At 36.0% G+C, this 20,691-nt stretch carries 25 protein-coding genes; 9 read left to right on the top strand and 16 right to left on the bottom strand.

Annotation, left to right across the window (positions count from 1 at the left end; genetic code table 11):
* Positions 1 to 87: 87 nt before the first annotated feature.
* Positions 88 to 1,932, bottom strand: a complete 1,845-nt coding sequence (gene typA, locus ACK1U5_RS19850) for a translational GTPase TypA (RefSeq protein WP_000914762.1) — start codon at positions 1,930 to 1,932, stop codon at positions 88 to 90.
* A 140-nt stretch (positions 1,933 to 2,072) separates the two neighbouring features.
* On the opposite strand from typA, the gene ACK1U5_RS19845 reads away from it, so the two are divergent.
* Entirely contained in the window at positions 2,073 to 2,252 is a 180-nt protein-coding gene (locus tag ACK1U5_RS19845) for a DUF5325 family protein (RefSeq protein ID WP_000400127.1), read from the top strand.
* Positions 2,253 to 2,302: 50 nt separating this feature from the next.
* Here ACK1U5_RS19845 and ACK1U5_RS19840 read toward each other — a convergent pair whose 3' ends face one another.
* Entirely contained in the window at positions 2,303 to 3,088 is a 786-nt protein-coding gene (locus ACK1U5_RS19840) for an inositol monophosphatase family protein (protein WP_001158703.1), read from the bottom strand.
* 88 nt (positions 3,089 to 3,176) lie between these two features.
* Positions 3,177 to 3,365 (bottom strand): hypothetical protein, encoded by a 189-nt coding sequence (locus tag ACK1U5_RS19835; protein WP_001250164.1) that lies wholly within the window; start codon positions 3,363 to 3,365, stop codon positions 3,177 to 3,179.
* 206 nt (positions 3,366 to 3,571) lie between these two features.
* Here ACK1U5_RS19835 and ACK1U5_RS19830 point away from each other — a divergent pair, with 206 nt between their 5' ends.
* The gene (locus tag ACK1U5_RS19830) at positions 3,572 to 4,198 is read left to right on the top strand and encodes a YktB family protein (RefSeq protein ID WP_000155317.1); all 627 of its coding nucleotides are present in this window, start codon (positions 3,572 to 3,574) and stop codon (positions 4,196 to 4,198) included.
* An 81-nt stretch (positions 4,199 to 4,279) separates the two neighbouring features.
* Here ACK1U5_RS19830 and ACK1U5_RS19825 read toward each other — a convergent pair whose 3' ends face one another.
* Complete coding sequence (locus ACK1U5_RS19825; protein ID WP_000456549.1) at positions 4,280 to 4,549, bottom strand: UPF0223 family protein; 270 nt, start codon at positions 4,547 to 4,549, stop codon at positions 4,280 to 4,282.
* Positions 4,550 to 4,914: 365 nt separating this feature from the next.
* On the opposite strand from ACK1U5_RS19825, the gene speA reads away from it, so the two are divergent.
* On the top strand, positions 4,915 to 6,387 hold the full coding sequence (speA, locus tag ACK1U5_RS19820) for an arginine decarboxylase (RefSeq protein ID WP_000084897.1): 1,473 nt from the start codon (positions 4,915 to 4,917) through the stop codon (positions 6,385 to 6,387).
* A gap of 76 nt (positions 6,388 to 6,463) precedes the next feature.
* The gene (locus ACK1U5_RS19815) at positions 6,464 to 7,294 is read left to right on the top strand and encodes a protein-glutamine gamma-glutamyltransferase (RefSeq protein WP_000635342.1); all 831 of its coding nucleotides are present in this window, start codon (positions 6,464 to 6,466) and stop codon (positions 7,292 to 7,294) included.
* Positions 7,295 to 7,330: 36 nt separating this feature from the next.
* On the opposite strand, the gene ACK1U5_RS19810 is transcribed toward ACK1U5_RS19815, so the two are convergent.
* From ACK1U5_RS19810 to ACK1U5_RS19795, 4 genes are all read right to left on the bottom strand, one after another.
* Positions 7,331 to 7,459, bottom strand: coding sequence for a GapA-binding peptide SR1P (locus ACK1U5_RS19810; RefSeq protein ID WP_000536796.1), 129 nt, complete (start codon positions 7,457 to 7,459; stop codon positions 7,331 to 7,333).
* Between the two features lie 44 nt (positions 7,460 to 7,503).
* Complete coding sequence (locus ACK1U5_RS19805) at positions 7,504 to 7,632, bottom strand: GapA-binding peptide SR1P (RefSeq protein WP_000536803.1); 129 nt, start codon at positions 7,630 to 7,632, stop codon at positions 7,504 to 7,506.
* A 59-nt stretch (positions 7,633 to 7,691) separates the two neighbouring features.
* Positions 7,692 to 7,820 carry a GapA-binding peptide SR1P gene (locus ACK1U5_RS19800; RefSeq protein WP_000536778.1) on the bottom strand — a complete coding sequence of 43 codons (129 nt, stop codon included), beginning with the start codon at positions 7,818 to 7,820 and terminating at the stop codon, positions 7,692 to 7,694.
* 195 nt (positions 7,821 to 8,015) lie between these two features.
* Positions 8,016 to 8,312, bottom strand: coding sequence for a DUF3055 domain-containing protein (locus tag ACK1U5_RS19795; RefSeq protein ID WP_000462038.1), 297 nt, complete (start codon positions 8,310 to 8,312; stop codon positions 8,016 to 8,018).
* Positions 8,313 to 8,442: 130 nt separating this feature from the next.
* Here ACK1U5_RS19795 and ACK1U5_RS19790 point away from each other — a divergent pair, with 130 nt between their 5' ends.
* On the top strand, positions 8,443 to 8,835 hold the full coding sequence (locus tag ACK1U5_RS19790) for a DUF1885 family protein (protein ID WP_001163302.1): 393 nt from the start codon (positions 8,443 to 8,445) through the stop codon (positions 8,833 to 8,835).
* A gap of 1 nt (position 8,836) precedes the next feature.
* On the opposite strand, the gene ACK1U5_RS19785 is transcribed toward ACK1U5_RS19790, so the two are convergent.
* From ACK1U5_RS19785 to pdhA, 5 genes are all read right to left on the bottom strand, one after another.
* Complete coding sequence (locus ACK1U5_RS19785) at positions 8,837 to 9,064, bottom strand: hypothetical protein (protein WP_000697469.1); 228 nt, start codon at positions 9,062 to 9,064, stop codon at positions 8,837 to 8,839.
* Between the two features lie 232 nt (positions 9,065 to 9,296).
* A complete protein-coding gene (lpdA, locus tag ACK1U5_RS19780) occupies positions 9,297 to 10,709 on the bottom strand; it encodes a dihydrolipoyl dehydrogenase (protein WP_000260104.1) in 1,413 nt (470 codons plus the stop codon).
* A gap of 5 nt (positions 10,710 to 10,714) precedes the next feature.
* Positions 10,715 to 12,004: a pyruvate dehydrogenase complex dihydrolipoyllysine-residue acetyltransferase gene (pdhC, locus tag ACK1U5_RS19775; RefSeq protein WP_000863419.1), complete on the bottom strand. Its 1,290-nt coding sequence runs from the start codon at positions 12,002 to 12,004 to the stop codon at positions 10,715 to 10,717.
* A gap of 93 nt (positions 12,005 to 12,097) precedes the next feature.
* Positions 12,098 to 13,075 (bottom strand): pyruvate dehydrogenase complex E1 component subunit beta, encoded by a 978-nt coding sequence (gene pdhB / locus ACK1U5_RS19770; RefSeq protein ID WP_000068168.1) that lies wholly within the window; start codon positions 13,073 to 13,075, stop codon positions 12,098 to 12,100.
* 3 nt (positions 13,076 to 13,078) lie between these two features.
* Complete coding sequence (gene pdhA / locus ACK1U5_RS19765) at positions 13,079 to 14,194, bottom strand: pyruvate dehydrogenase E1 component subunit alpha (protein ID WP_000536895.1); 1,116 nt, start codon at positions 14,192 to 14,194, stop codon at positions 13,079 to 13,081.
* Positions 14,195 to 14,708: 514 nt separating this feature from the next.
* Between pdhA and ACK1U5_RS19760 the strand changes: the two genes are divergently transcribed.
* Both ACK1U5_RS19760 and def read left to right on the top strand, forming a co-directional pair.
* Positions 14,709 to 14,855, top strand: a complete 147-nt coding sequence (locus tag ACK1U5_RS19760) for a YjcZ family sporulation protein (protein WP_000274562.1) — start codon at positions 14,709 to 14,711, stop codon at positions 14,853 to 14,855.
* Positions 14,856 to 15,023: 168 nt separating this feature from the next.
* The gene (def, locus tag ACK1U5_RS19755) at positions 15,024 to 15,578 is read left to right on the top strand and encodes a peptide deformylase (protein ID WP_000957048.1); all 555 of its coding nucleotides are present in this window, start codon (positions 15,024 to 15,026) and stop codon (positions 15,576 to 15,578) included.
* 60 nt (positions 15,579 to 15,638) lie between these two features.
* On the opposite strand, the gene ACK1U5_RS19750 is transcribed toward def, so the two are convergent.
* Positions 15,639 to 16,412 carry a Cof-type HAD-IIB family hydrolase gene (locus ACK1U5_RS19750; protein WP_000998279.1) on the bottom strand — a complete coding sequence of 258 codons (774 nt, stop codon included), beginning with the start codon at positions 16,410 to 16,412 and terminating at the stop codon, positions 15,639 to 15,641.
* A gap of 547 nt (positions 16,413 to 16,959) precedes the next feature.
* On the opposite strand from ACK1U5_RS19750, the gene ACK1U5_RS19745 reads away from it, so the two are divergent.
* Both ACK1U5_RS19745 and rnjA read left to right on the top strand, forming a co-directional pair.
* The gene (locus ACK1U5_RS19745; RefSeq protein ID WP_000576435.1) at positions 16,960 to 17,172 is read left to right on the top strand and encodes a DNA-dependent RNA polymerase subunit epsilon; all 213 of its coding nucleotides are present in this window, start codon (positions 16,960 to 16,962) and stop codon (positions 17,170 to 17,172) included.
* Positions 17,173 to 17,176: 4 nt separating this feature from the next.
* A complete protein-coding gene (gene rnjA / locus ACK1U5_RS19740; RefSeq protein ID WP_000670377.1) occupies positions 17,177 to 18,844 on the top strand; it encodes a ribonuclease J1 in 1,668 nt (555 codons plus the stop codon).
* 43 nt (positions 18,845 to 18,887) lie between these two features.
* On the opposite strand, the gene ACK1U5_RS19735 is transcribed toward rnjA, so the two are convergent.
* Both ACK1U5_RS19735 and ACK1U5_RS19730 read right to left on the bottom strand, forming a co-directional pair.
* On the bottom strand, positions 18,888 to 19,553 hold the full coding sequence (locus tag ACK1U5_RS19735; protein ID WP_000504032.1) for a potassium channel family protein: 666 nt from the start codon (positions 19,551 to 19,553) through the stop codon (positions 18,888 to 18,890).
* Between the two features lie 82 nt (positions 19,554 to 19,635).
* A complete protein-coding gene (locus ACK1U5_RS19730) occupies positions 19,636 to 20,502 on the bottom strand; it encodes a cytochrome c oxidase assembly protein (RefSeq protein WP_001167321.1) in 867 nt (288 codons plus the stop codon).
* Positions 20,503 to 20,691: the final 189 nt, after the last annotated feature.

Here is a 20,691-nt window from a genome sequence, read left to right as displayed (position 1 = left end):
TACTGTCCACAAAAATGAGTAAATATTCTAAAAAATAAACAAAATAAAAAAACAACGCCCTTTATAAAGGGCGTTGTTTTTTTATTTTTACGCTTCGACAGATTTCTTTTTCTTAGCAGCTCTTTCGCGCTCACTCTTATCAAGAATCTTTTTACGTAGACGAATTGATTCTGGAGTTACTTCACAGAACTCGTCATCGTTTAAGTACTCTAATGATTCTTCTAAAGTCATTAGGCGTGGTTTCTTCATTGTTGAAGTTTGATCTTTCGTCGCAGAACGAATGTTAGTTTGTTGTTTCATTTTCACAACGTTAACTGTTAAGTCATTCTCACGAGTGTGTTCTCCTACAATCATACCAGCATATACTTCTGTACCTGGTTCAACGAAGATTACACCACGGTCTTCAACTTGCATAATACCGTATTGTGATGCTTTTCCTGTTTCAAGTGAAACGAGAACACCTTGACGACGTCCACCAACTTGTCCAGCGTGTACTGGTTGGTAGCAATCGAATGTATGGTTTAAAATACCGTAACCACGAGTTAATGTTAAGAATTCTGTTGTGTAACCAATTAAACCACGTGCTGGAACCATGAAAGTAAGGCGAACTTGACCGTTTCCGTTATTCACCATATCTAACATTTCACCTTTACGTGCACCCATAGATTCCATAATAGAACCAGTGTATTCTTCAGGTACATCGATTTGTACACGCTCTACAGGCTCACATCTTACGCCATCAACTTCTTTAATGATTACTTCTGGCTTAGATACTTGTAATTCATAACCTTCACGACGCATGTTTTCAATTAAGATAGATAAATGTAGTTCCCCACGTCCAGATACGATCCACGCATCAGGAGAATCTGTATTATCTACACGTAAACTTACATCTGTTTCTAATTGTGAACGAAGACGCTCTTCAATTTTACGAGATGTAATGTATTTACCTTCACGACCTGCAAATGGGCTGTTATTTACAAGGAACGTCATTTGTAGTGTTGGCTCATCAATACGTAATAATGGTAATGCATCTTGATGTTCAACTGGACATACTGTTTCACCTACGTTAATGTCTTCCATACCAGAAACGGCTACTAAGTCCCCTGCTTTTGCTTCTTCAATTTCTTGACGTTTTAATCCCATGTAACCGAATAATTTCGTTACGCGGAATTGCTTCACGCTTCCGTCTACTTTCATTAAAGCAACTTGTTGTCCAACCTTCATTGTACCGCGGAATACGCGACCAACTCCAATACGTCCAACGTAGTCGTTGTAATCAAGAAGTGCTACTTGGAATTGAAGTGGCTCTTCGCTGTTATCAATTGGTGCTGGAATATGTTCGATAATTGTATCGAATAATGATTTCATATTCTCTTCTTGATTTGCTGGGTTTGAATCTAAGCTTGCTGTTCCGTTCATTGCTGATGCAAATACAACTGGGAACTCTAATTGATCTTCGTTTGCACCAAGCTCAATGAATAAGTCGATTACTTCATCAACTACTTCATCTGGACGAGCGAAGTCACGGTCAATTTTGTTTACAACTACGATTGGAGTTAAGTTTTGCTCAAGAGCTTTCTTTAAAACAAATCGTGTTTGTGGCATACAACCTTCATATGCATCAACAACAAGTAAAACACCATCAACCATTTTCATGATACGTTCTACTTCTCCACCGAAGTCAGCGTGACCAGGTGTATCTAAAATGTTAATTCTTTTATCTTCATAGTGAATCGCTGTATTTTTCGCTAAAATTGTAATACCGCGTTCTCTTTCTAGATCATTTGAATCCATTGCGCGTTCTTCAACGTGTTCGTTCGCACGGAAAGTCCCCGCTTGACGTAATAACTGGTCAACAAGTGTTGTTTTACCATGGTCAACGTGGGCAATAATTGCTATATTACGTAAATCTTGTCGTTTTTTCAACATGTCCAACTCCTAATGTCTTTTTAATCCTTCTCTATTATAAGAGCGAAGGGGATACAATAGCAATTAAAATAAAAGCAAGAATGAAAATATAGTTGTATTCTTACTTTTGTGAAAGTAAAATGAGATTGGAGGGTGAAGAAATGGAACACATTCAATATCGCTTTTTATTAACTGCAATTATCGGTGTTATTTTCTTAATCGGTATCGGCATTATGATTGCTGAAAATAGTCCAATCGGTATTATTATTTGCATTATCGGCACATTTGTTACAGTTGGATACGGTTTTGTAACAAAAAGAAAAATGCGCAAATCACAATAACGCTAAAAAGTAAGAAGCTTATACACAGCCTCTTACTTTTTTTGTTGCTCTCATATAAACGATAACACTTCTTCATACACTCCTGGTTTTGCAACTAACACACTGCTCTTCTCTATGATAGAAAGTGGCGCTCCAGAGAATGTCGTCACCTTACCTCCAACTTCTTCTACAATTATCTGTCCTCCGCCAAAATCCCATGGTGATAATCTCGGCGTTACATATGCATCTATTCTTCCTGTTGCAACGTATACCATCTCTAACGCTGCACAGCCATATGATCTTGTGCCTCTTGCTTTCTTAACAAGTGCCATCATACTTTCCATATTAAGCAATGGATTATCTGTAAGCCATATCGCATTTAAAGCTACAATACCTTGCTCTACAGTTCCTTTTTTCAGTGGAGGAATTGATATATCATTACAAAAAGCTCCAGATCCCTTGACTGCATGATATAGTTCATCATGCACTGGATCATATATAAGTCCAATCTTTCCGATACCGTTCTCATAAATCCCAATTGAAATCGCAAAATTTCTTTTTTGATGAACAAAGTTCATCGTGCCGTCAATTGGATCAATTAACCAAACAACCCCGTCAGAAGACGTTATCTCGTCTCCATAACCCTCTTCTCCTAAAATATTATGATTCGGGAATGTTTCTTTAATTTTCCCAATTAAAAACTGTTCTATCTCTCGGTCCATATTTGTAACTAAGTCAGCTGCATTTGATTTTGTTTCTATAATAAGTGCTTTTTTCATTGATGCCATTAAATGCTCTCCTGCATCCCGAATCCACCGTTTGGCGTGTGCATCAATGTCTTTCCATACTTCTTGCATGTTTAAACACTCCGATCTATACTGTTCACAGAAAAAACGAACCCTTTATAAGGTTCGCACCAACTAATTTTTTATACATATACTATTATTACGCTTCTAAACGAATCATTTCAAGTCTTAACACTTCTAACTTTTGTACACACTCTTCTTTTTTCTGTTTATCATCTTCCATCATCGCATCATATAAAGTTGCTAATTCATAATCTAGCTCCAAACGTAGCACCGGTATTCTCTTTTCAGCATCTGTTCTCTTTAACGCATTAATCACCTGTCTCATATTATTTGCCTCCTCCCAATATTCGTCTGCCCTCGGACTAGAATTAATTCAATTTTCTGATTTTTTGTTTTATACTATACTATGTTGGATAAATCATCTATGCAACAAAATTATATTTTTTTATTTAAATTTTTTTGTGCTGTTTTTTTTATGAATAGTACAAGCTATGCTAAAATAAAAGCAAAATAGGAGTTGGAGGAACAATCATGACAATACAAACATTCAAGTCAACTGATTTTGATGTCTTTACAGTTGATGGTCTCGAAGAACGAATGAGTGCAATTAAAACGAACATTCATCCTAAGCTAGAAGCTTTAGGGGAACAATTTGCAGAATACTTATCCAAACAAACTGATGAGAACTTTTTTTATCATGTTGCAAAACACGCACGCCGCAAAGTCAATCCACCAAACGATACTTGGGTTGCTTTTTCAACAAATAAACGAGGATATAAAATGCTACCGCATTTCCAAATCGGCTTATGGGGTACTCATGCCTTCATATACTTTGGTTTAATCTATGAGTGTCCACAAAAAGTTGAGACGGCTCATGCCTTCTTAGAACATTTAAATGATTTAAAAACAAATATTCCAAATGACTTCGTTTGGTCCATTGACCATACTAAACCAAGTGTGAAATTACATAAAACACTTGAAACCGAAGACTTACAAAAGATGATTGAACGATTAGCTACTGTAAAAAAAGCAGAATTATTAGTTGGTATTCATATATCACCAGAGGAGTTTTCAGCAATGACCAACGAACAATTCCTTGCTAAGATTGAATCTACGATGCAATCACTCCTTCCTTTATATGCACTTTGTAATCGATAGTAGAAAACGGACAATTTATATTGTCCGTTTTTAGTTGTTATCACATTATATCACTTCAGTTTTTATTTTTCAAAATATTTTTTACATTTTTACAAGCTTTTGTTCTTCGACTTCTTTTGCCCTTTGAATAGCACGATATATAGAGTATCCACTTACTTCTTCAAATTCTTTATCAATTTTCTTTTCTTCTGCTTTCGATGGAACAATCTCTTTAAAACGACGATATAAACCCATTAATTCTTCTCTTATAATCCCTTTTTCATAAGCTTTCTCAATCGCTTCATAAAACTTAACAATTGTAACCATTTCCTCATTTGACCAATCATAATCTAACGGATATTGATATTCCATTTCGCACCTCATTTATCATTTCTTCTTGTTTCATTATGCTATCTTAAAGAGAATATTTTATTCTTCATTATAGCCACTCTGCATTATACACTATTTATTCATTTTAATGGAATTGTCTTCCTCTATTCATTAATTGAGGCTAACTATTAAACATACTCACCTTAAAAACATTTTTTTCTATACATCTATAATTATTGGTGATATAATGCTTTTGTTTTATAGAAAGTAAAGTGAAGCTACCATCTCAAAAACGATTTTTTGAATGGCAGAAAAACAAGCCTTATTCTAAAAAGACTAAACTTTTTAGAGCAGGATTATATAAAACAAATTACACTAAATATTATGAAGAAGAAGGGGTGTATAGATTGTCCCAATACGAAACACCATTGTTTACCGCTTTAGTTGAGCACAGTAAGCGAAATCCAATTCAATTCCATATTCCTGGTCATAAAAAAGGACAGGGCATGGATCCTACATTTCGCGAATTTATTGGGCATAATGCATTAGCAATTGATTTAATTAATATTGCGCCACTCGATGATTTACATCATCCAAAAGGTATGATTAAAGAAGCACAGGATTTAGCAGCCGCTGCATTCGGTGCAGATCATACTTTCTTTTCTATTCAAGGTACAAGTGGTGCTATTATGACAATGGTGATGAGCGTTTGCGGTCCTGGTGACAAAATCCTAGTACCACGAAACGTGCATAAGTCAGTAATGTCAGCTATTATTTTCTCAGGCGCAAAACCGATTTTCATGCATCCTGAAATCGATCCGAAGCTCGGTATTTCTCATGGAATCACAATTCAATCTGTCAAAAAAGCACTTGAAGAGCACTCAGATGCAAAGGGCTTACTTGTTATTAACCCAACGTACTTTGGGTTTGCTGCAGACTTAGAACAGATTGTACAATTAGCACATTCTTATGACATCCCTGTACTAGTCGACGAGGCTCATGGTGTTCATATTCATTTTCACGATGAATTACCCATGTCAGCGATGCAAGCTGGTGCAGATATGGCAGCAACAAGTGTTCACAAATTAGGAGGCTCTTTAACTCAAAGTTCTATTCTTAATGTGAAAGAAGGCTTAGTGAATGTAAAGCATGTCCAATCTATTATTAGCATGCTTACGACTACATCAACTTCTTACATCTTGTTAGCATCCCTTGATGTTGCGAGAAAGCGTCTTGCTACAGAAGGAACAGCACTCATAGAACAAACAATACAATTAGCTGAACATGTTCGTGATGCTATAAATTCTATTGAGCATCTTTACTGTCCTGGAAAAGAAATGTTAGGTACAGATGCTACCTTTAACTATGATCCAACAAAGATAATTGTATCTGTAAAAGATTTAGGTATTACCGGCCACCAAGCTGAAGTATGGCTTAGAGAGCAATATAACATTGAAGTAGAACTCTCAGATCTATACAACATACTATGTCTTATCACTTTGGGAGATACAGAAAGTGATACAAATACACTTATTGCAGCTTTACACGATTTAGCAGCAACATTTAGAAATAGGGCAGATAAAGGTGTTCAAATACAAGTAGAGATTCCAGAAATTCCAGTGCTAGCACTTTCTCCTCGAGATGCTTTTTATTCGGAAACAGAAGTCATTCCATTTGAAAATGCAGCGGGTCGTATTATAGCTGATTTTGTTATGGTTTATCCGCCAGGGATTCCAATCTTTACTCCGGGGGAAATTATTACACAAGAAAACTTAGAGTATATTAGGAAAAACTTAGAAGCAGGTTTACCTGTACAAGGTCCTGAAGATATGACCTTACAAACATTACGTGTTATTAAAGAGTACAAGCCTATCAGTTGATAGGCTTTTTTTTTCACCTTTTTTCCTTTTCTTCATACGATACTTAAGAATGTAACGTATAGGTGGGGATACTATTATGATTGTAATAGGCCGTTCTATTGTACATCCTTATATTACAAATGAATATGAGCCATTTGCAGCAGAGAAACAACAAATTTTATCAATAATGGCAGGAAATCAAGAAGTTTATTCCTTCCGAACAGCTGATGAACTCAGCTTTGATCTCAATTTACGAGTTAATATTATTATCTCTGCACTAGAGCTTTTTCAAAGTGGATTTCAGTTTCGCACATTTCAACAATCCTTTTGCAACCCCCAGTATTGGAAAAGAACATCCCTTGGAGGATTCGAGCTTCTTCCAAACATACCATCTTCTATTGCCATACAAGATATTTTTAAAAATGGAAAACTATATGGAACTGAATGCGCAACCGCTATGATCATTATTTTTTATAAAGCTTTACTATCATTGTATGAGGAAGAAACTTTCAATCGTCTATTTGCAAATCTTTTACTTTATACATGGGACTACGATCAAGATCTAAGGCTCATAACAAAAAACGGTGGCGATCTTGTTCCAGGTGACCTCGTTTACTTTAAAAACCCACAAGTGAATCCAGCTACGATTGAGTGGCAAGGAGAAAACACAATCTATTTAGGAAATTTCTTTTTTTACGGACATGGCGTGGGTGTAAAAACAAAAGAAGAAATTATTTATTCATTAAATGAACGAAGAGTCCCTTACGCTTTTATTTCAGCTTTCTTGACTGATACTATTACCCGTATCGATAGCCGTATAATGAGCCAATATGCTTCTTCTAGTACACCACAGACATCCATAAGCTTTATTCCAATTAGAGATGATGCAATCGTTGCAACAGTTGGTCATACAACTACAATTTATTAAAAAAGCGCCTACACATGTAGGCGCTTTTTCTTATTATTAAGCTTTTGTATGTTCTTTATGGTCACATTCGCAATGAGATCCACATTTCCCGTATAGTACTGTTGATTTTTCATCTTCAAAATGTCCAATTGTTCCTTCACATACTTGGCATACGATTGTTCCCATTTTCATTTCCCCCTGAGTTTTAATAGTAATCTATTTATTTATCATTAAGCTTTCGCATTATCTTTTCTAGCACAGTCACAATTTGTTCCACATTTTCCGTAAAGTACCGTCGTTTTCTCATCTTCAAAATGTCCGATTGTTCCTTCACATACTTGGCATACGATTGTTCCCATTTTTCATTTCCCCCTAAGTTTATGGTCCTAAAAACTTTTAGCTGTCCATTTCCTATCAATTATTGGGCTTTTGTATGCTCTGTGTGATCACATCCGCAAGATCCACATTTCCCGTAAAGTACCGTTACTTTCTCATCTTCGAAGTGTGCAATTGTACCTTCACAATCTTGACATACGATTGTTCCCATTTTTCATTTCCCCCTAAGTTTATAATCCCAAAAACTTTTTTGTAACCGCTTAACTTTCTGTCTTTATTTTAATATGTTATACTTTTTACGTCAATAGGTTTTTAGTATAACACATTAAATATTTTTAATTTAAATTAGTATGCGATATTAAAATAAAAAACAGCCATATTTATAAGTACGACTGTTTCACATTAATTATTCTTCATATTCCGCATGTAAAGAAGTTGACGGAACTAGAAATTTGAAAAACTGAGCTAACTCCTTTGCTTCCTCTTCTGATCCTAATTTAAAAATCTCCTGTATATATTGAACATTCTCTACATCATCTCGTCCGAGTAAAGTAGACCTTCCTGTTTGCATACAAACAATGAGCGGCTTTCCAAAAAACATATTTGTATAAATAACACCAAAATCATAACGTGTATCATGTGTCATAAACCCTAAAAATCGTACCTTCACACTTTCATGCTCATCATACAATTTTTCAAACATTAGTTTCCACCTTTCTACATCACGTTTCATTAATAGTATATTAAACAAAACATGTAATACTCCTTTTAATTGTCAAAAAATTCAGTAGGATGTAGAATGATAGTATTCTACTAAGCTAGGGGGAACTTATATGCAACACGCCTTTATTACGCTTGTACCGAAATCCAACCAACAATCAGTTTCAATAGATGATATAAAACAACTTTTTCATTATTATAAAACAGTTACTTCTAAAACTGGTGCCCAAATTAATTACACGTATACAAATACCGCTTTTCCTTATGAAATTTTAGATACATCTACAACAACATTAAAACTTCAATCCACTCACGACCGGTATGACTCAATTTATATTGGTGTTGGTATAGAAAATGAACAATCTTTCATCCAAGTTTCTTTACCACCTAATGCAACATTTGGTGACAAAGGGAAAGCAAATGAATTTTGCCGTTTTTTAGCGAAGAAATTAGAAGGAGAGTTACAATTATTTAATGGAAGAACAATGTATTTTTATAAACGCTAATTTAAAAAATAGATAATATGATTAAAAATAATATACAATTCGAACATGTAAGAAATAAAGCTTGCTTTCTTACGTGCAATACAAAATATGCTATTACATAGGCTAAATATAGAAATACGAAAAAAAGAATAACTTTATAATGAAACTTATCACCATTCGATAATGTTAATACAGTGGAAAAGCCACTCCATAGTAGTAAATGATAAAATATAACATGTAATATTTTCATGGAACCTTCTCCTTTGACATGCTCTATTTTATTAATATATGGGGTTAAGTTTGAATCAATTACATATTATAGGATGATATATATTACCTTTGAAGTAAGTTAAGCCTGAATCATTTGTTAAAGTATTATATATTCATTCGACAAGTACGTTTAAAGACCTTGCAAGTCATTTGATGAAAATAAAAATAGCCCTTCTCTTATTGTAAGAGAAGGGCTATTTACATTACTTAAATTATTTTACAATGTGAATTGGCATTCCAAGAGCAACTTCAGCTGCCTCCATTGTGATTTCACCTAATGTTGGGTGAGCATGGATTGTTTGAGCGATATCTTCAGCTGTCATTCCAGCTTCGATAGCTAAACCAATCTCAGAAATAATATCAGAAGCACCTGCACCTGCAACTTGAGCACCTACAAGAAGACCATCTTCTTTACGTGTTACAAGTTGTAGGAAACCGTCAGTGCTGTTTAATGATAATGCACGACCGTTAGCAGCGAATGGGAACTTAGATACAGTTACAGTCATTCCAGCTTCTTCAGCTTGTTTTTTAGTGTAACCAACAGATGCTAGTTCTGGATCAGTGAAGCATACTGCAGGAATTCCGATGTAATCGATAGCTGATGCATGGCCACTAATTGCTTCTACAGCTACTTTACCTTCGTAAGAAGCTTTGTGAGCTAATGGTGGTCCAGGAACGATATCACCGATTGCATAGATGTTTGGTACATTTGTACGACATTGCTCATCGATTTCGATGATGCCGCGGTCAGTCATTTTAACTCCAACTTGCTCAAGACCGATTTCTTGAGTGTTTGGACGACGACCTACAGTTACTAATACGTAGTCTGCTTCTACAGTTTGGATTTCACCTTTAACTTCAAAGCTAACTTTTACGCCAGTTTCTGTTTCTTCAACGCCTTTAGCCATAGCTTTTGTATGGATATTTACGTTACCTTTTTTCTGTAGAGCACGTTTAACAACAGAGCTCATAGCTTTTTCGAAACCAGCTAAGATTTCGTCGCCAGCTTCTACTACAGTAACTTCTGTACCGAAGTTAGCATATGCAGTACCTAATTCCATACCGATGTAACCGCCGCCGATTACAACAAGTTTTTTAGGAATTTCAGGTAAGCTTAAAGCACCTGTAGAATTGATAACACGTTTAGAGTATTTGAATCCTGGAATTTCGATTGGTGTAGAACCAGTTGCAAGAACAGCATTTTTAAACGTATAAGTTTGAGCTGCATCTTCAGTCATAACGCGTAATGTATTAGCATCTACGAAGTAAGCTTCACCGCGAATGATTTCAACTTTGTTACCTTTAAGAAGGCCTTCAACACCGCCAGTTAATTTCTTAACTACGCCGTTTTTCCATTCTTGAACTTTTGTAAAGTCAACTTTTACGTTTTCTGCAGTAATACCCATGTCATCAGAATGCATTGCATTCTCATAACGATGACCTGCATTGATTAACGCTTTTGAAGGAATACATCCAACGTTTAAGCATACGCCACCAAGGTTAGCTTTTTCAATGATTGCTACCTTTTGACCTAATTGTGCTGCACGAATTGCCGCAACGTATCCACCAGGACCTGCACCAACAACGACTGTATCTAATTCAATTGGGAAATCTCCTACTACCATTGTTATTACGCCTCCATTACTAATAATTGTGGGTCATTCAATAGACGTTTAATTTGGTTTAACGCTTTTTGAGCAGTTGCACCGTCAATTAAACGATGGTCAAAGCTTAGAGATAATGCTAATACTGGAGCTGCAACGATCTCACCGTTTTTCACAACTGGTTTTTCAGCGATACGGCCGATACCAAGGATTGCTACTTCTGGGTGGTTGATAACTGGAGTGAACCATTGTCCACCTGCAGAACCAATGTTTGTAATTGTGCAAGAAGCACCTTTCATTTCAGCTGGAGCTAGACGACCTTCACGTGCTTTACCAGCAAGATCATTGATCTCGTTAGAGATTGTGAAGATAGACTTACGATCTGTATCTTTAACAACTGGTACTAATAGACCTTTGTCTGTATCAGCTGCGATACCGATGTTGAAGTAATGTTTATGAACTACTTCTTGAGATGCATCGTCTAAAGAAGTGTTTAACATTGGGTATTCACGTAATGCAGATGTTAAAGCTTTAACAACGTACGGAAGGTAAGTTAATTTAATACCTTTGTCAGCTGCTACTGCTTTGAACTTCTTACGGTGAGCAACAAGTTCTGTTACATCTACTTCATCCATTAATGTTACGTGAGGAGCTGTGTGTTTAGAGTTAACCATTGCTTTCGCAATCGCTTTACGGATACCACTCATTTTCTCACGAGTTTCTGGATATTCACCAGCTGGGATTGGTTGTGCTTTTGGTGCTTCTTCTTTCGCTGCTGCTGGAGTAGCTTCTACTGCTGCTGGAGCCTCAGTTGCTGCTACAGTTTGTCCACCATTTGCAAATGCATCGATGTCAGCTTTTACGATACGGCCATTCTTACCAGTACCAGCTACTTTATGAATGTCTACACCTTTTTCACGAGCGTATTTACGAACAGATGGCATAGCAATTACGCGCTCATTTACTACTTCTGCAGTTGCTGCTGGAGTAGCTTCCGCTGCTGGAGCTTCTACTGCTGCTTCTTCAGCTTTTGGAGCTTCATCATGATCGTCACCTTTAAATTTAAGGTTTTCGTATCCAGGAGCATCAAATTTAATTAATGTATCTCCTACGATTGCAACTGTTCCTTCTTCTACAAGTACTTCAAGTACTTTACCTTTAACAGGAGAAGGGATTTCTACTACTGCTTTATCATTTTGTACTTCAAGAAGTACATCGTCTTCGTTTACTTCATCGCCTGGTTTAATAAACCATTTTACGATTTCACCTTCGTGGATACCTTCACCGATATCTGGTAGTTTAAATTCAAATGCCACGGAATTCAGCCCCCTGATTCATTTCATTATTATGGAATATGTACAAAAGAAACCAGCATGTGCTGATTTCTTTTGCACATGAAAAGCTAAAAATTAGAAGTTCATTACTTTGTTTACAGCTTCAACAATATCTTTGTGGTTTGGTAACCATACGCTCTCTGCTTGAGAGAATGGGAATACTGTATCAGCAGCTGCAACACGTACAACTGGAGCTTCTAAGTTTAAGATTGCACGGTCGTTAATTTCCGCTACAACGTTAGCTGCAATACCAGCTTGTTTTTGAGCTTCTTGAACTACAACTACGCGACCTGTTTTTTCAACAGAAGCGATGATTGTTTCGATATCTAATGGTTGAACTGTACGTAAGTCAACAACCTCTAAAGAGATACCTTCTTTTTCAAGTTCTTCAGCAGCTTTTAATGCAGCGTGAACCATAGCACCGTAAGCGATAACAGATACATCTGTACCTTCACGTTTGATATCAGCTTTACCTAAATCAATTGTGTAATCACCTTCTGGTACCTCTTGACGGAATGAACGGTACAATTTCATATGCTCTAAGTAGATAACTGGATCGTTGTCACGAATCGCAGAGATTAAAAGACCTTTAGCATCGTATGGAGTAGATGGAATAACAACTTTTAGACCAGGTTGTTGAGCCACTAATCCTTCTAAGCTATCAGCATGTAGTTCAGGAGTATGAACACCACCACCGAATGGAGAACGAACTGTTACTGGAGCAGTCCAACGTCCACCAGAACGGTAACGCATACGAGCTAATTGACCAGAAATTGAATCCATTACTTCATAAACGAAACCGAAGAATTGGATTTCTGGAACTGGACGGAATCCTTCAAGTGCAAGACCAACTGCAAGTCCACCAATACCAGACTCTGCAAGTGGAGTATCCATTACACGATCTTCACCAAATTCAGCTTGTAAACCTTCAGTAGCACGGAATACACCGCCGTTTACACCAACGTCTTCACCAAATACAAGTACGTTAGGGTCATTTTTCATTTCAACGCGTAAAGCATCAGTGATTGCTTGAATCATTGTCATTTGAGCCATGGCTTACTTCGACTCCTTTTCTTTGTAGATTTCATATTGTTCAGCTAAGTTGTAAGGCATTTTTTCGTACATGATTTCCATTAAATCAGTTACTTTTTGTTTTGGAGCTTGGTCAGCCTTAGCAATTGCTTGTTTGATATCTTCTTTTGCTTCTTCGATTACTGTCTCTTCAACTTCTTGAGACCATAGGCCTTTAGCTTCTAAGAACTTACGGAAGCGTACGATTGGGTCTTTTTGTTCCCATTCGTTTTCGATATCTTTTGTACGGTAACGAGTTGGGTCATCACCAGCCATTGTATGTGGACCGTAACGGAATGTTAAAGTCTCGATTAAAGTAGGGCCTTCGCCATTTACTGCGCGCTCACGAGCAAAAGCAGTTGCTGCGTATACAGCTAATGGATCCATACCGTCTACTTGAATTCCGTAAATACCTGCTGCTACTGCTTTTTGTGCTACAGTTTTAGCTGCAGATTGCTTTTCTACTGGAGTAGAGATTGCATAACGGTTGTTTTGAACAACGAAGATTGCTGGAGCTTTGAATGCACCTGCAAAGTTCATACCTTCGTAGAAGTCACCTTGTGAAGCACCACCGTCACCAGTATAAGTAATTGCAACAGATTTTTTACCACGTAGTTTCATACCTAACGCAACACCAGCAGTTTGGATGATTTGCGCACCGATAATGATCTGTGGAGCTAATGCATTTACATTCTCAGGCATTTGGTTACCCATGAAGTGTCCACGAGAGAATAAGAATGCTTGGTATAATGGTAATCCGTGCCATACTAATTGTGGTACATCACGGTATCCTGGTAAGATGAAGTCTTCTGCTTCAAGTGCGAAATGACTTGCTAATTGAGAAGCTTCTTGTCCAGCTGTAGGTGCGTAGAAACCTAAACGTCCTTGACGGTTTAAAGAAATAGAACGTTGATCTAATACGCGAGTATACACCATACGACGCATTAATTCTTTTAATTGATCATCAGATAATTCAGGCATAGCTGCTTCATTCACAACTTCACCGTTTTCATTTAAAATTTGTAATGTTTCAAATTGAGCTGCGATAGCTTTCATTTGCTCATCAACATTAAATAGGGTCTTTTTTGTTTTAGTACCCATTCCGTTCACCTCTTCCTCTCTTGAACCATATTCTGAAACGCTTTCACTGGCTATTTTCCAGTTTAAAAAGCGCAACGATGTAAACCAACATGTTTGTATGTCGGTTGAGAATAATTTTGTGTACCTAACAATCTGTACTAATGTTTTTTCAGAAACATATTAATACAATCTTGATCACGTTTTTTAGTTTACAACTATTCTAATTACGATGTCAATTACTTTGAATACGTTTTTTTATAAATAATATGCAGGTTTCTACTACACAAACGTGTTTTTATTTTTTACATCTGTATTAGTAAGCATTGACCTACTGTTATATTATTCCCTTTTTCACTTATTTTTTCTCTTAGAATAATATGTAAACGATTTAATTCTCTTTAGTTTTTCTCTCTTCGTAACAAAAATATACAAACTACTCTTCCTTTTTTAGGTAAATACCTATACATTTCTACCCTCTCTTCCATACATTATAGTAACCGCAGTATTAGCGGGAAATGATAAAGGAGGTCATCTCATGTACGGATACTCATATTGCTATCCAACTTGTTCATATCCTTCCTACGGTTATGGCGGTTCTTGTGGCGGGTCTGGACGCGGCTTCGCCTTAATCGTTGTGTTGTTTATTCTTTTAATTATCGTTGGTGCTGCTTGCATTCGCTAATGTAAAACGAAACAACTATGGAAAGAAAAAGACGGCTTTGCCGTCTTTTTCTTTTTATCACATACATAACTACTCTATAATAGAACAATTTCCAAAATGCCTTCCCTTTCTTGCCGATGACTTTTTCCATCTCCTTTGGTAGACTAAAGAGGAAAGGAGAGATTACATATGCTTACAATGAAAGATGTTATTCGCGAAGGAGATCCTATTTTGCGCAACGTTGCAGAAGAGGTGTCATTACCGGCAAGCGAAGAAGATACAACTACCTTAAAAGAAATGATTGAATTCGTAATAAATAGCCAAGATCCTGAAATGGCTGAAAAATATAGTTTACGCCCTGGAATCGGATTAGCGGCTCCGCAAATCGGTGTTTCAAAAAAAATGATTGCAGTTCATGTAACCGATGCGGATGGTACATTATATAGCCATGCATTATTCAATCCAAAAATCATTAGCCATTCTGTTGAACGTACATATTTACAGGGTGGTGAAGGCTGTCTGTCTGTAGACCGCGAAGTACCTGGTTATGTTCCTCGTTATACAAGAATTACAGTAAAAGCAACTTCTATTAACGGAGAAGAAGTAAAATTACGTTTAAAAGGTTTACCAGCAATCGTATTCCAACACGAGATTGATCATTTAAATGGCGTTATGTTCTATGACCATATCAATAAAGAAAATCCTTTTGCCGCTCCTGATGATTCCAAACCTCTAGAGCGATAATAATAAAAAGGCGGAAGTTAATCTTCCGCCTTTTTATTATGAAATGGGTTCCATATTCACTTATAGCAATCCAGCCCACTTTAGTCCATGATATATACCGTCTTCATTAACATCCTTTGTCACATGATTTGCAAGTTTTTTCAAGTCTTCATGGCCATTTCCCATCACAATACCTGTGCCAACGGCTTCGATCATTTCTAAATCATTTAAGCCATCTCCAAATGCATACACTTGATCACGATTAAAACCTAACTTTTCAATGTATTTCTCAATTCCTTTTGCCTTAGAACCACCATTCGGAATGATATCCATTGAATATGCATGCCAACGAATAAAATGAAAATCTGGATAATGATTAATAAACTTTTCCTCTTCATTTACTTCACAAAAAAGTAGTGTTTGATAAATATTACGTTCCTCATAAAAATTAGGCTCATATGCTGGATGCTCAAAGTTTAAGCTTCCAAAGCCTTCTTTCACATAATCATGATATTCCACTGATGCTCTCATATCTTGATGGTCAAGATATACAAGTGGATATCCTTCTTGTTTTGCAAACTGAGTAAACCTATGTAAAGCATCTGGATGTAACGGATTATTAAATATTACCTCATCTTCAAAGACAACATATTGTCCATTAAAACTAACATAATTATGTATATTAAGTTCCCTGCGAATATCTTCGAACATAAATGGCGCGCGCCCTGTCGCAATTGCTACATGTACACCTTTTTCTTGTAACTGTTTTACTGCATCTCGTGTAGATTGCGGAATTTTTTTATCATGATCTAATAATGTTCCATCAATATCAAAAAAGACAATTTTATCATTCATTTGTCAAAATCCTTTCTGGGACTCTATATTCCTATTTTGAATATCACTTTTCAAATTCTAAAAAAAAGTATAACATATTAAACATCTGTGAAGAAAGCGTTCCCTTTCTGACCTTATTTGTAAACTTTGCATATATATATTAGTAAAACATGTAGATACTTGTTCGGATGAATTTTCTTTTCCATTCTTCCTCATACTATACCTATAACTAACGGCTACTGATCGTTACTATAGAATAACTTTCACTGTATGGGAAAGGACAAGATTCACCATTCACTTTTGTCCTATCTCTTATATCAGAGATAGAGTTTTCACTAGTAATAGGCATGTTTAAAATAAGGAAAGGAAGGAGTAATCATGCTGAAGAAGCTGAAGAAAAAGCTCAAGCGTTATTTAAACGGTCTAGTCCGTAAAAAGACAATCGCTTAAATTGTGCCCATTTCGGGCTTTTTCTTCATTCTCATTCGAAAAAACATGAAAATCGTGACTGTTTGCTTTATAATAAGTAACAGATAATGCAAAACATAGACAAGGAGAGGTTTTCCAAATGATTTTTAAAGTATTTTATCAAGAAAAATTAACTGAGGTTCCAGTACGTGAAAATACAAAAGTTTTATATTTAGAGGCTACGTCTGAAAAGGATGTTCGTACAAAGTTAAATAAGTTCGCATATAATATCGAGTTTGTTCAGTCTGTTACTGGCGCTCATCTTGAATATGAAAAAGAAAACGCTGATTTAACATTAGCGGAAATCGTATAGCGATATGAAATTTCTAAAAAACGACCAAGTTGCTGTATTTGCTCTCGGTGGGCTTGGTGAAATCGGTAAAAATACATACGCTGTTCAATTTCAAGATGAAATTATTATAATTGATGCTGGAATTAAATTTCCAGAGGACGAACTTCTCGGAATCGATTATGTAATACCAGACTACACTTATTTTGTGCGAAACGAAGATAAAATTAAAGGGTTATTCATTACACATGGTCACGAAGATCATATCGGCGGAATCCCTTACCTATTACGTCAAGTGAACATTCCAATTTACGGCGGAAAATTAGCAATTGCACTCATCAAAAATAAATTAGAAGAACACGGCTTACTTCGTAAAGCAAAACTTTACGAGATTCAAGAAGATGACGTTATTAAATTCAAAAAAACGTCTGTATCCTTCTTCCGTACAACTCACAGTATTCCAGATTCGTACGGCGTTGTTGTGAAAACACCTCAAGGTCAAGTTGTTCATACTGGTGACTTCAAATTTGACTTCACACCAGTTGGTGAACCAGCTGATTTAACAAAAATGGCTGAAATCGGTAAAGATGGCGTACTATGTCTATTATCTGATAGTACGAACAGTGAAGTTCCAAACTTTACTATGTCTGAGCGTCGCGTTGGTGATAGCATTCAAGACATTTTCCGTAAAGTAGAAGGACGGATTATATTTGCAACCTTTGCATCAAATATCCACCGCTTACAACAAGTTGTTGAAGCTGCTGTTGAAAACAACCGTAAAGTAGCTGTGTTTGGTCGAAGTATGGAAGCAGCGATTGAAATTGGACAAAACCTTGGTTATATTCGTTGCCCGAAAGATACATTCATAGATGCATCTCAATTAAACCGCTTACCAGCTAATAAAGTTGTTATTTTATGTACAGGTAGTCAAGGTGAACCGATGGCAGCACTTTCACGTATTGCAAATGGTACACACCGCCAAATTCAAATTATTCCTGGAGATACAGTTGTTTTCTCTTCTTCACCAATTCCAGGAAATACAATTAGCGTAAGTCGTACAATTAACATGTTGTACCGCGCTGGCGCTGATGTAATTCACGGGAAACTTTCAAATATCCATACAAGTGGACACGGTGGACAAGAAGAACAAAAGTTAATGTTACGTCTAATTAAACCGAAGTACTTCATGCCAATTCATGGTGAATATCGTATGCAGCGTATGCACATGAACATAGCAAATGATTGTGGCATCCCTGAAGAAAATTGCTTCATTATGGATAATGGCGATGTTCTTGCTTTACGTTCGGATGAAGCTAGCGTAGCTGGAAAAATCCCATCTGGTTCGGTCTACATTGATGGAAACGGTATTGGAGATATTGGCAATATCGTATTACGCGATCGTCGTATCCTTTCTGAAGAAGGACTTGTAATTGTAGTTGTAAGCATTGATATGAAAGAATTTAAAGTTGCAGCAGGACCTGATATCATCTCACGCGGTTTCGTTTACATGCGTGAAAGCAGCGATTTAATCAATGATGCACAAACATTAATTACAACTCATTTAGAAAAAGTAATGGAGCGTAAAACAACACAATGGTCTGAAATTAAAAATGAAATTACAGACACATTAGCCCCATTCCTATATGAGAAAACGAAACGTCGTCCAATGATTTTACCAATCATTATGGAAATATAAGAAAAAGGACAATGCCATGAAGGCATTGTCCTTTTCTTTTCTCTTATCTTAAAAAGTGTTTAAATCGATCCACTTCATCGTCATGACCAATGACAATTAATATATCTCCTGCTTGAATATTCTCCGTAGCTCGAGGGGATACGATAACTTCTTTACCTCGTTTAATTGCTACAATATTCAATCCAAACTTCGCACGAATATCTAATTCAATTAAAGAGTGCCCATCAATTTTTTTATTCGCAATAATCTCTACAATACTATGCTCATCTGAAAGCTCAAGGTAGTCTAGCACATTGCTTGATGCAATATTATTAGCAATCCTTTTTCCCATATCACGTTCTGGATGCACAATATGATCTGCACCTATTTTACTTAACACTTTTTCATGATAATCATTTTGAGCTTTTACAGTAATATTTTTTACACCCAACTCTTTCAAAATCAAAGTCGTTAAAATACTTGAATTTAAATTATCTCCAATAGCAACGACTACGTGATCAAAATTTCGAATACCAAGGCTTTTTAATACCATCTCATCTGTTGAATCTGCAATTACAGCATGCGAAGCTATATTTGCAAATTCATTAATTTTATCCTCATCTGAATCGATTGCCATTACTTCCATGCCTAATTGAGCTAGTTCTCGGCAAATACTTCCACCAAAGCGACCAAGTCCAATGACAGCAAATTCTTTTTCTTTCTCACCCACAAGAATTCCTCCAATAACTTCAAGTACTATTTATTTTCAGTGTAACACACTTTATATGCGTCACAAAAACTATGATTAGCTCTTATTTTTGTTTTTGTATATAAAAATATTGTTGCAAGTAAAAAGCGATACCAACAAGTAGCATAGCAAATACAAATATATTTCCAAAAGAACTAAATGTTTCAAAAACGAATAATAATGTTTCTTGACCAAAAAAGGCAAATAGAAGCTGTGTGAATGCAAATAACAACGCCCATATGTAATGATGTTGATGGAATAAATAATGCGTTGCACCTAAAAAAGCAATAAACGAAAAGATAAAGATCCACCAATTTTCTAAAAATAGTTGCCAATTAGAAAATTGATATCCATTTACTAATATCGCAATAAGCGCGATAACTGCCATCGTCGGCACACTCCAAAATAATGCCCGTCCTCTAAAGAAACGAGTGCCTTTAACATCTCCTTTTTCATGTGCAATATATGTTAGTACTACTGTGCTTATATACAAAACAGAAAGAATTGTTAAAACGATAATAAGCCAAAAATGTAATTGATAATATTCATGCTCTATATTTGTCACGATTGCAGCTAACATGCACGGAATTAACATTCCCGTCCAACCATCTACTTTTCTTTCATTCCAAAAGACCGTATTACCAATCCTTATTCCTAACAACATAAAAATAATGATACCCAATACAAATAACGTAGTTTTATTCCCTACTAAACTCGTTGAGAAAGCAATTAATCCAATAAATAAAAAGAGCACAAACCCATTCATAATTTCTAGTACAGGTGATAAATATCTCTTCACCCATTTGTATGTTTCGTCATATTCATTATTATCTACTAGACGATAGGCATAAAAACTTATCCCAAAATAAACCGCCGCAATAATAACATACGCATATAAGACGAAACATAAAATCGCACTGCTAATTTGCACGTAATTCCCCACCCTTTTTTCTATGTTTCACATTGATTTTACACACTTTTCATACTAAAAGTAAACATATATAAGTTAGTCAAATAATTAATAATGAGCAGTGGCTAAACCCCCTGCTCATTATTAAAACAGTACAATTAACTTTAATTCTTCCATTTGTATGTAAATGTCTAAAATCAATCTATACGA

The sequence above is a fragment of the Bacillus sp. XB1 genome (genome assembly GCF_053557995.1).
Note: the sequence above shows the minus strand (reverse complement) of the source record. Positions and strands in the feature narration are given on the sequence as shown.

Bases quoted from the DNA above. Each gene is read 5' to 3' on its own strand.
- pdhB (WP_000068168.1), bottom strand. From the start codon at position 13,075: ATGGCTCAAATGACAATGATTCAAGCAATCACTGATGCTTTACGCGTT.
- ACK1U5_RS19810 (WP_000536796.1), bottom strand. From the start codon at position 7,459: ATGGGAACAATCGTATGCCAAGTATGTGAAGGAACAATTGGACATTTT.
- ACK1U5_RS19785 (WP_000697469.1), bottom strand. From the start codon at position 9,064: ATGAAAATATTACATGTTATATTTTATCATTTACTACTATGGAGTGGC.
- lpdA (WP_000260104.1), bottom strand. From the start codon at position 10,709: ATGGTAGTAGGAGATTTCCCAATTGAATTAGATACAGTCGTTGTTGGT.
- ACK1U5_RS19760 (WP_000274562.1), top strand. From the start codon at position 14,709: ATGTACGGATACTCATATTGCTATCCAACTTGTTCATATCCTTCCTAC.
- rnjA (WP_000670377.1), top strand. From the start codon at position 17,177: ATGAAATTTCTAAAAAACGACCAAGTTGCTGTATTTGCTCTCGGTGGG.
- typA (WP_000914762.1), bottom strand. From the start codon at position 1,932: ATGTTGAAAAAACGACAAGATTTACGTAATATAGCAATTATTGCCCAC.
- ACK1U5_RS19845 (WP_000400127.1), top strand. From the start codon at position 2,073: ATGGAACACATTCAATATCGCTTTTTATTAACTGCAATTATCGGTGTT.
- ACK1U5_RS19800 (WP_000536778.1), bottom strand. From the start codon at position 7,820: ATGGGAACAATCGTATGTCAAGATTGTGAAGGTACAATTGCACACTTC.
- ACK1U5_RS19750 (WP_000998279.1), bottom strand. From the start codon at position 16,412: ATGAATGATAAAATTGTCTTTTTTGATATTGATGGAACATTATTAGAT.
- ACK1U5_RS19745 (WP_000576435.1), top strand. From the start codon at position 16,960: ATGATTTTTAAAGTATTTTATCAAGAAAAATTAACTGAGGTTCCAGTA.
- ACK1U5_RS19840 (WP_001158703.1), bottom strand. From the start codon at position 3,088: ATGCAAGAAGTATGGAAAGACATTGATGCACACGCCAAACGGTGGATT.
- ACK1U5_RS19805 (WP_000536803.1), bottom strand. From the start codon at position 7,632: ATGGGAACAATCGTATGCCAAGTATGTGAAGGAACAATCGGACATTTT.
- ACK1U5_RS19825 (WP_000456549.1), bottom strand. From the start codon at position 4,549: ATGGAATATCAATATCCGTTAGATTATGATTGGTCAAATGAGGAAATG.
- def (WP_000957048.1), top strand. From the start codon at position 15,024: ATGCTTACAATGAAAGATGTTATTCGCGAAGGAGATCCTATTTTGCGC.
- ACK1U5_RS19815 (WP_000635342.1), top strand. From the start codon at position 6,464: ATGATTGTAATAGGCCGTTCTATTGTACATCCTTATATTACAAATGAA.
- pdhA (WP_000536895.1), bottom strand. From the start codon at position 14,194: ATGGGTACTAAAACAAAAAAGACCCTATTTAATGTTGATGAGCAAATG.
- ACK1U5_RS19795 (WP_000462038.1), bottom strand. From the start codon at position 8,312: ATGTTTGAAAAATTGTATGATGAGCATGAAAGTGTGAAGGTACGATTT.
- ACK1U5_RS19790 (WP_001163302.1), top strand. From the start codon at position 8,443: ATGCAACACGCCTTTATTACGCTTGTACCGAAATCCAACCAACAATCA.
- ACK1U5_RS19835 (WP_001250164.1), bottom strand. From the start codon at position 3,365: ATGAGACAGGTGATTAATGCGTTAAAGAGAACAGATGCTGAAAAGAGA.
- ACK1U5_RS19830 (WP_000155317.1), top strand. From the start codon at position 3,572: ATGACAATACAAACATTCAAGTCAACTGATTTTGATGTCTTTACAGTT.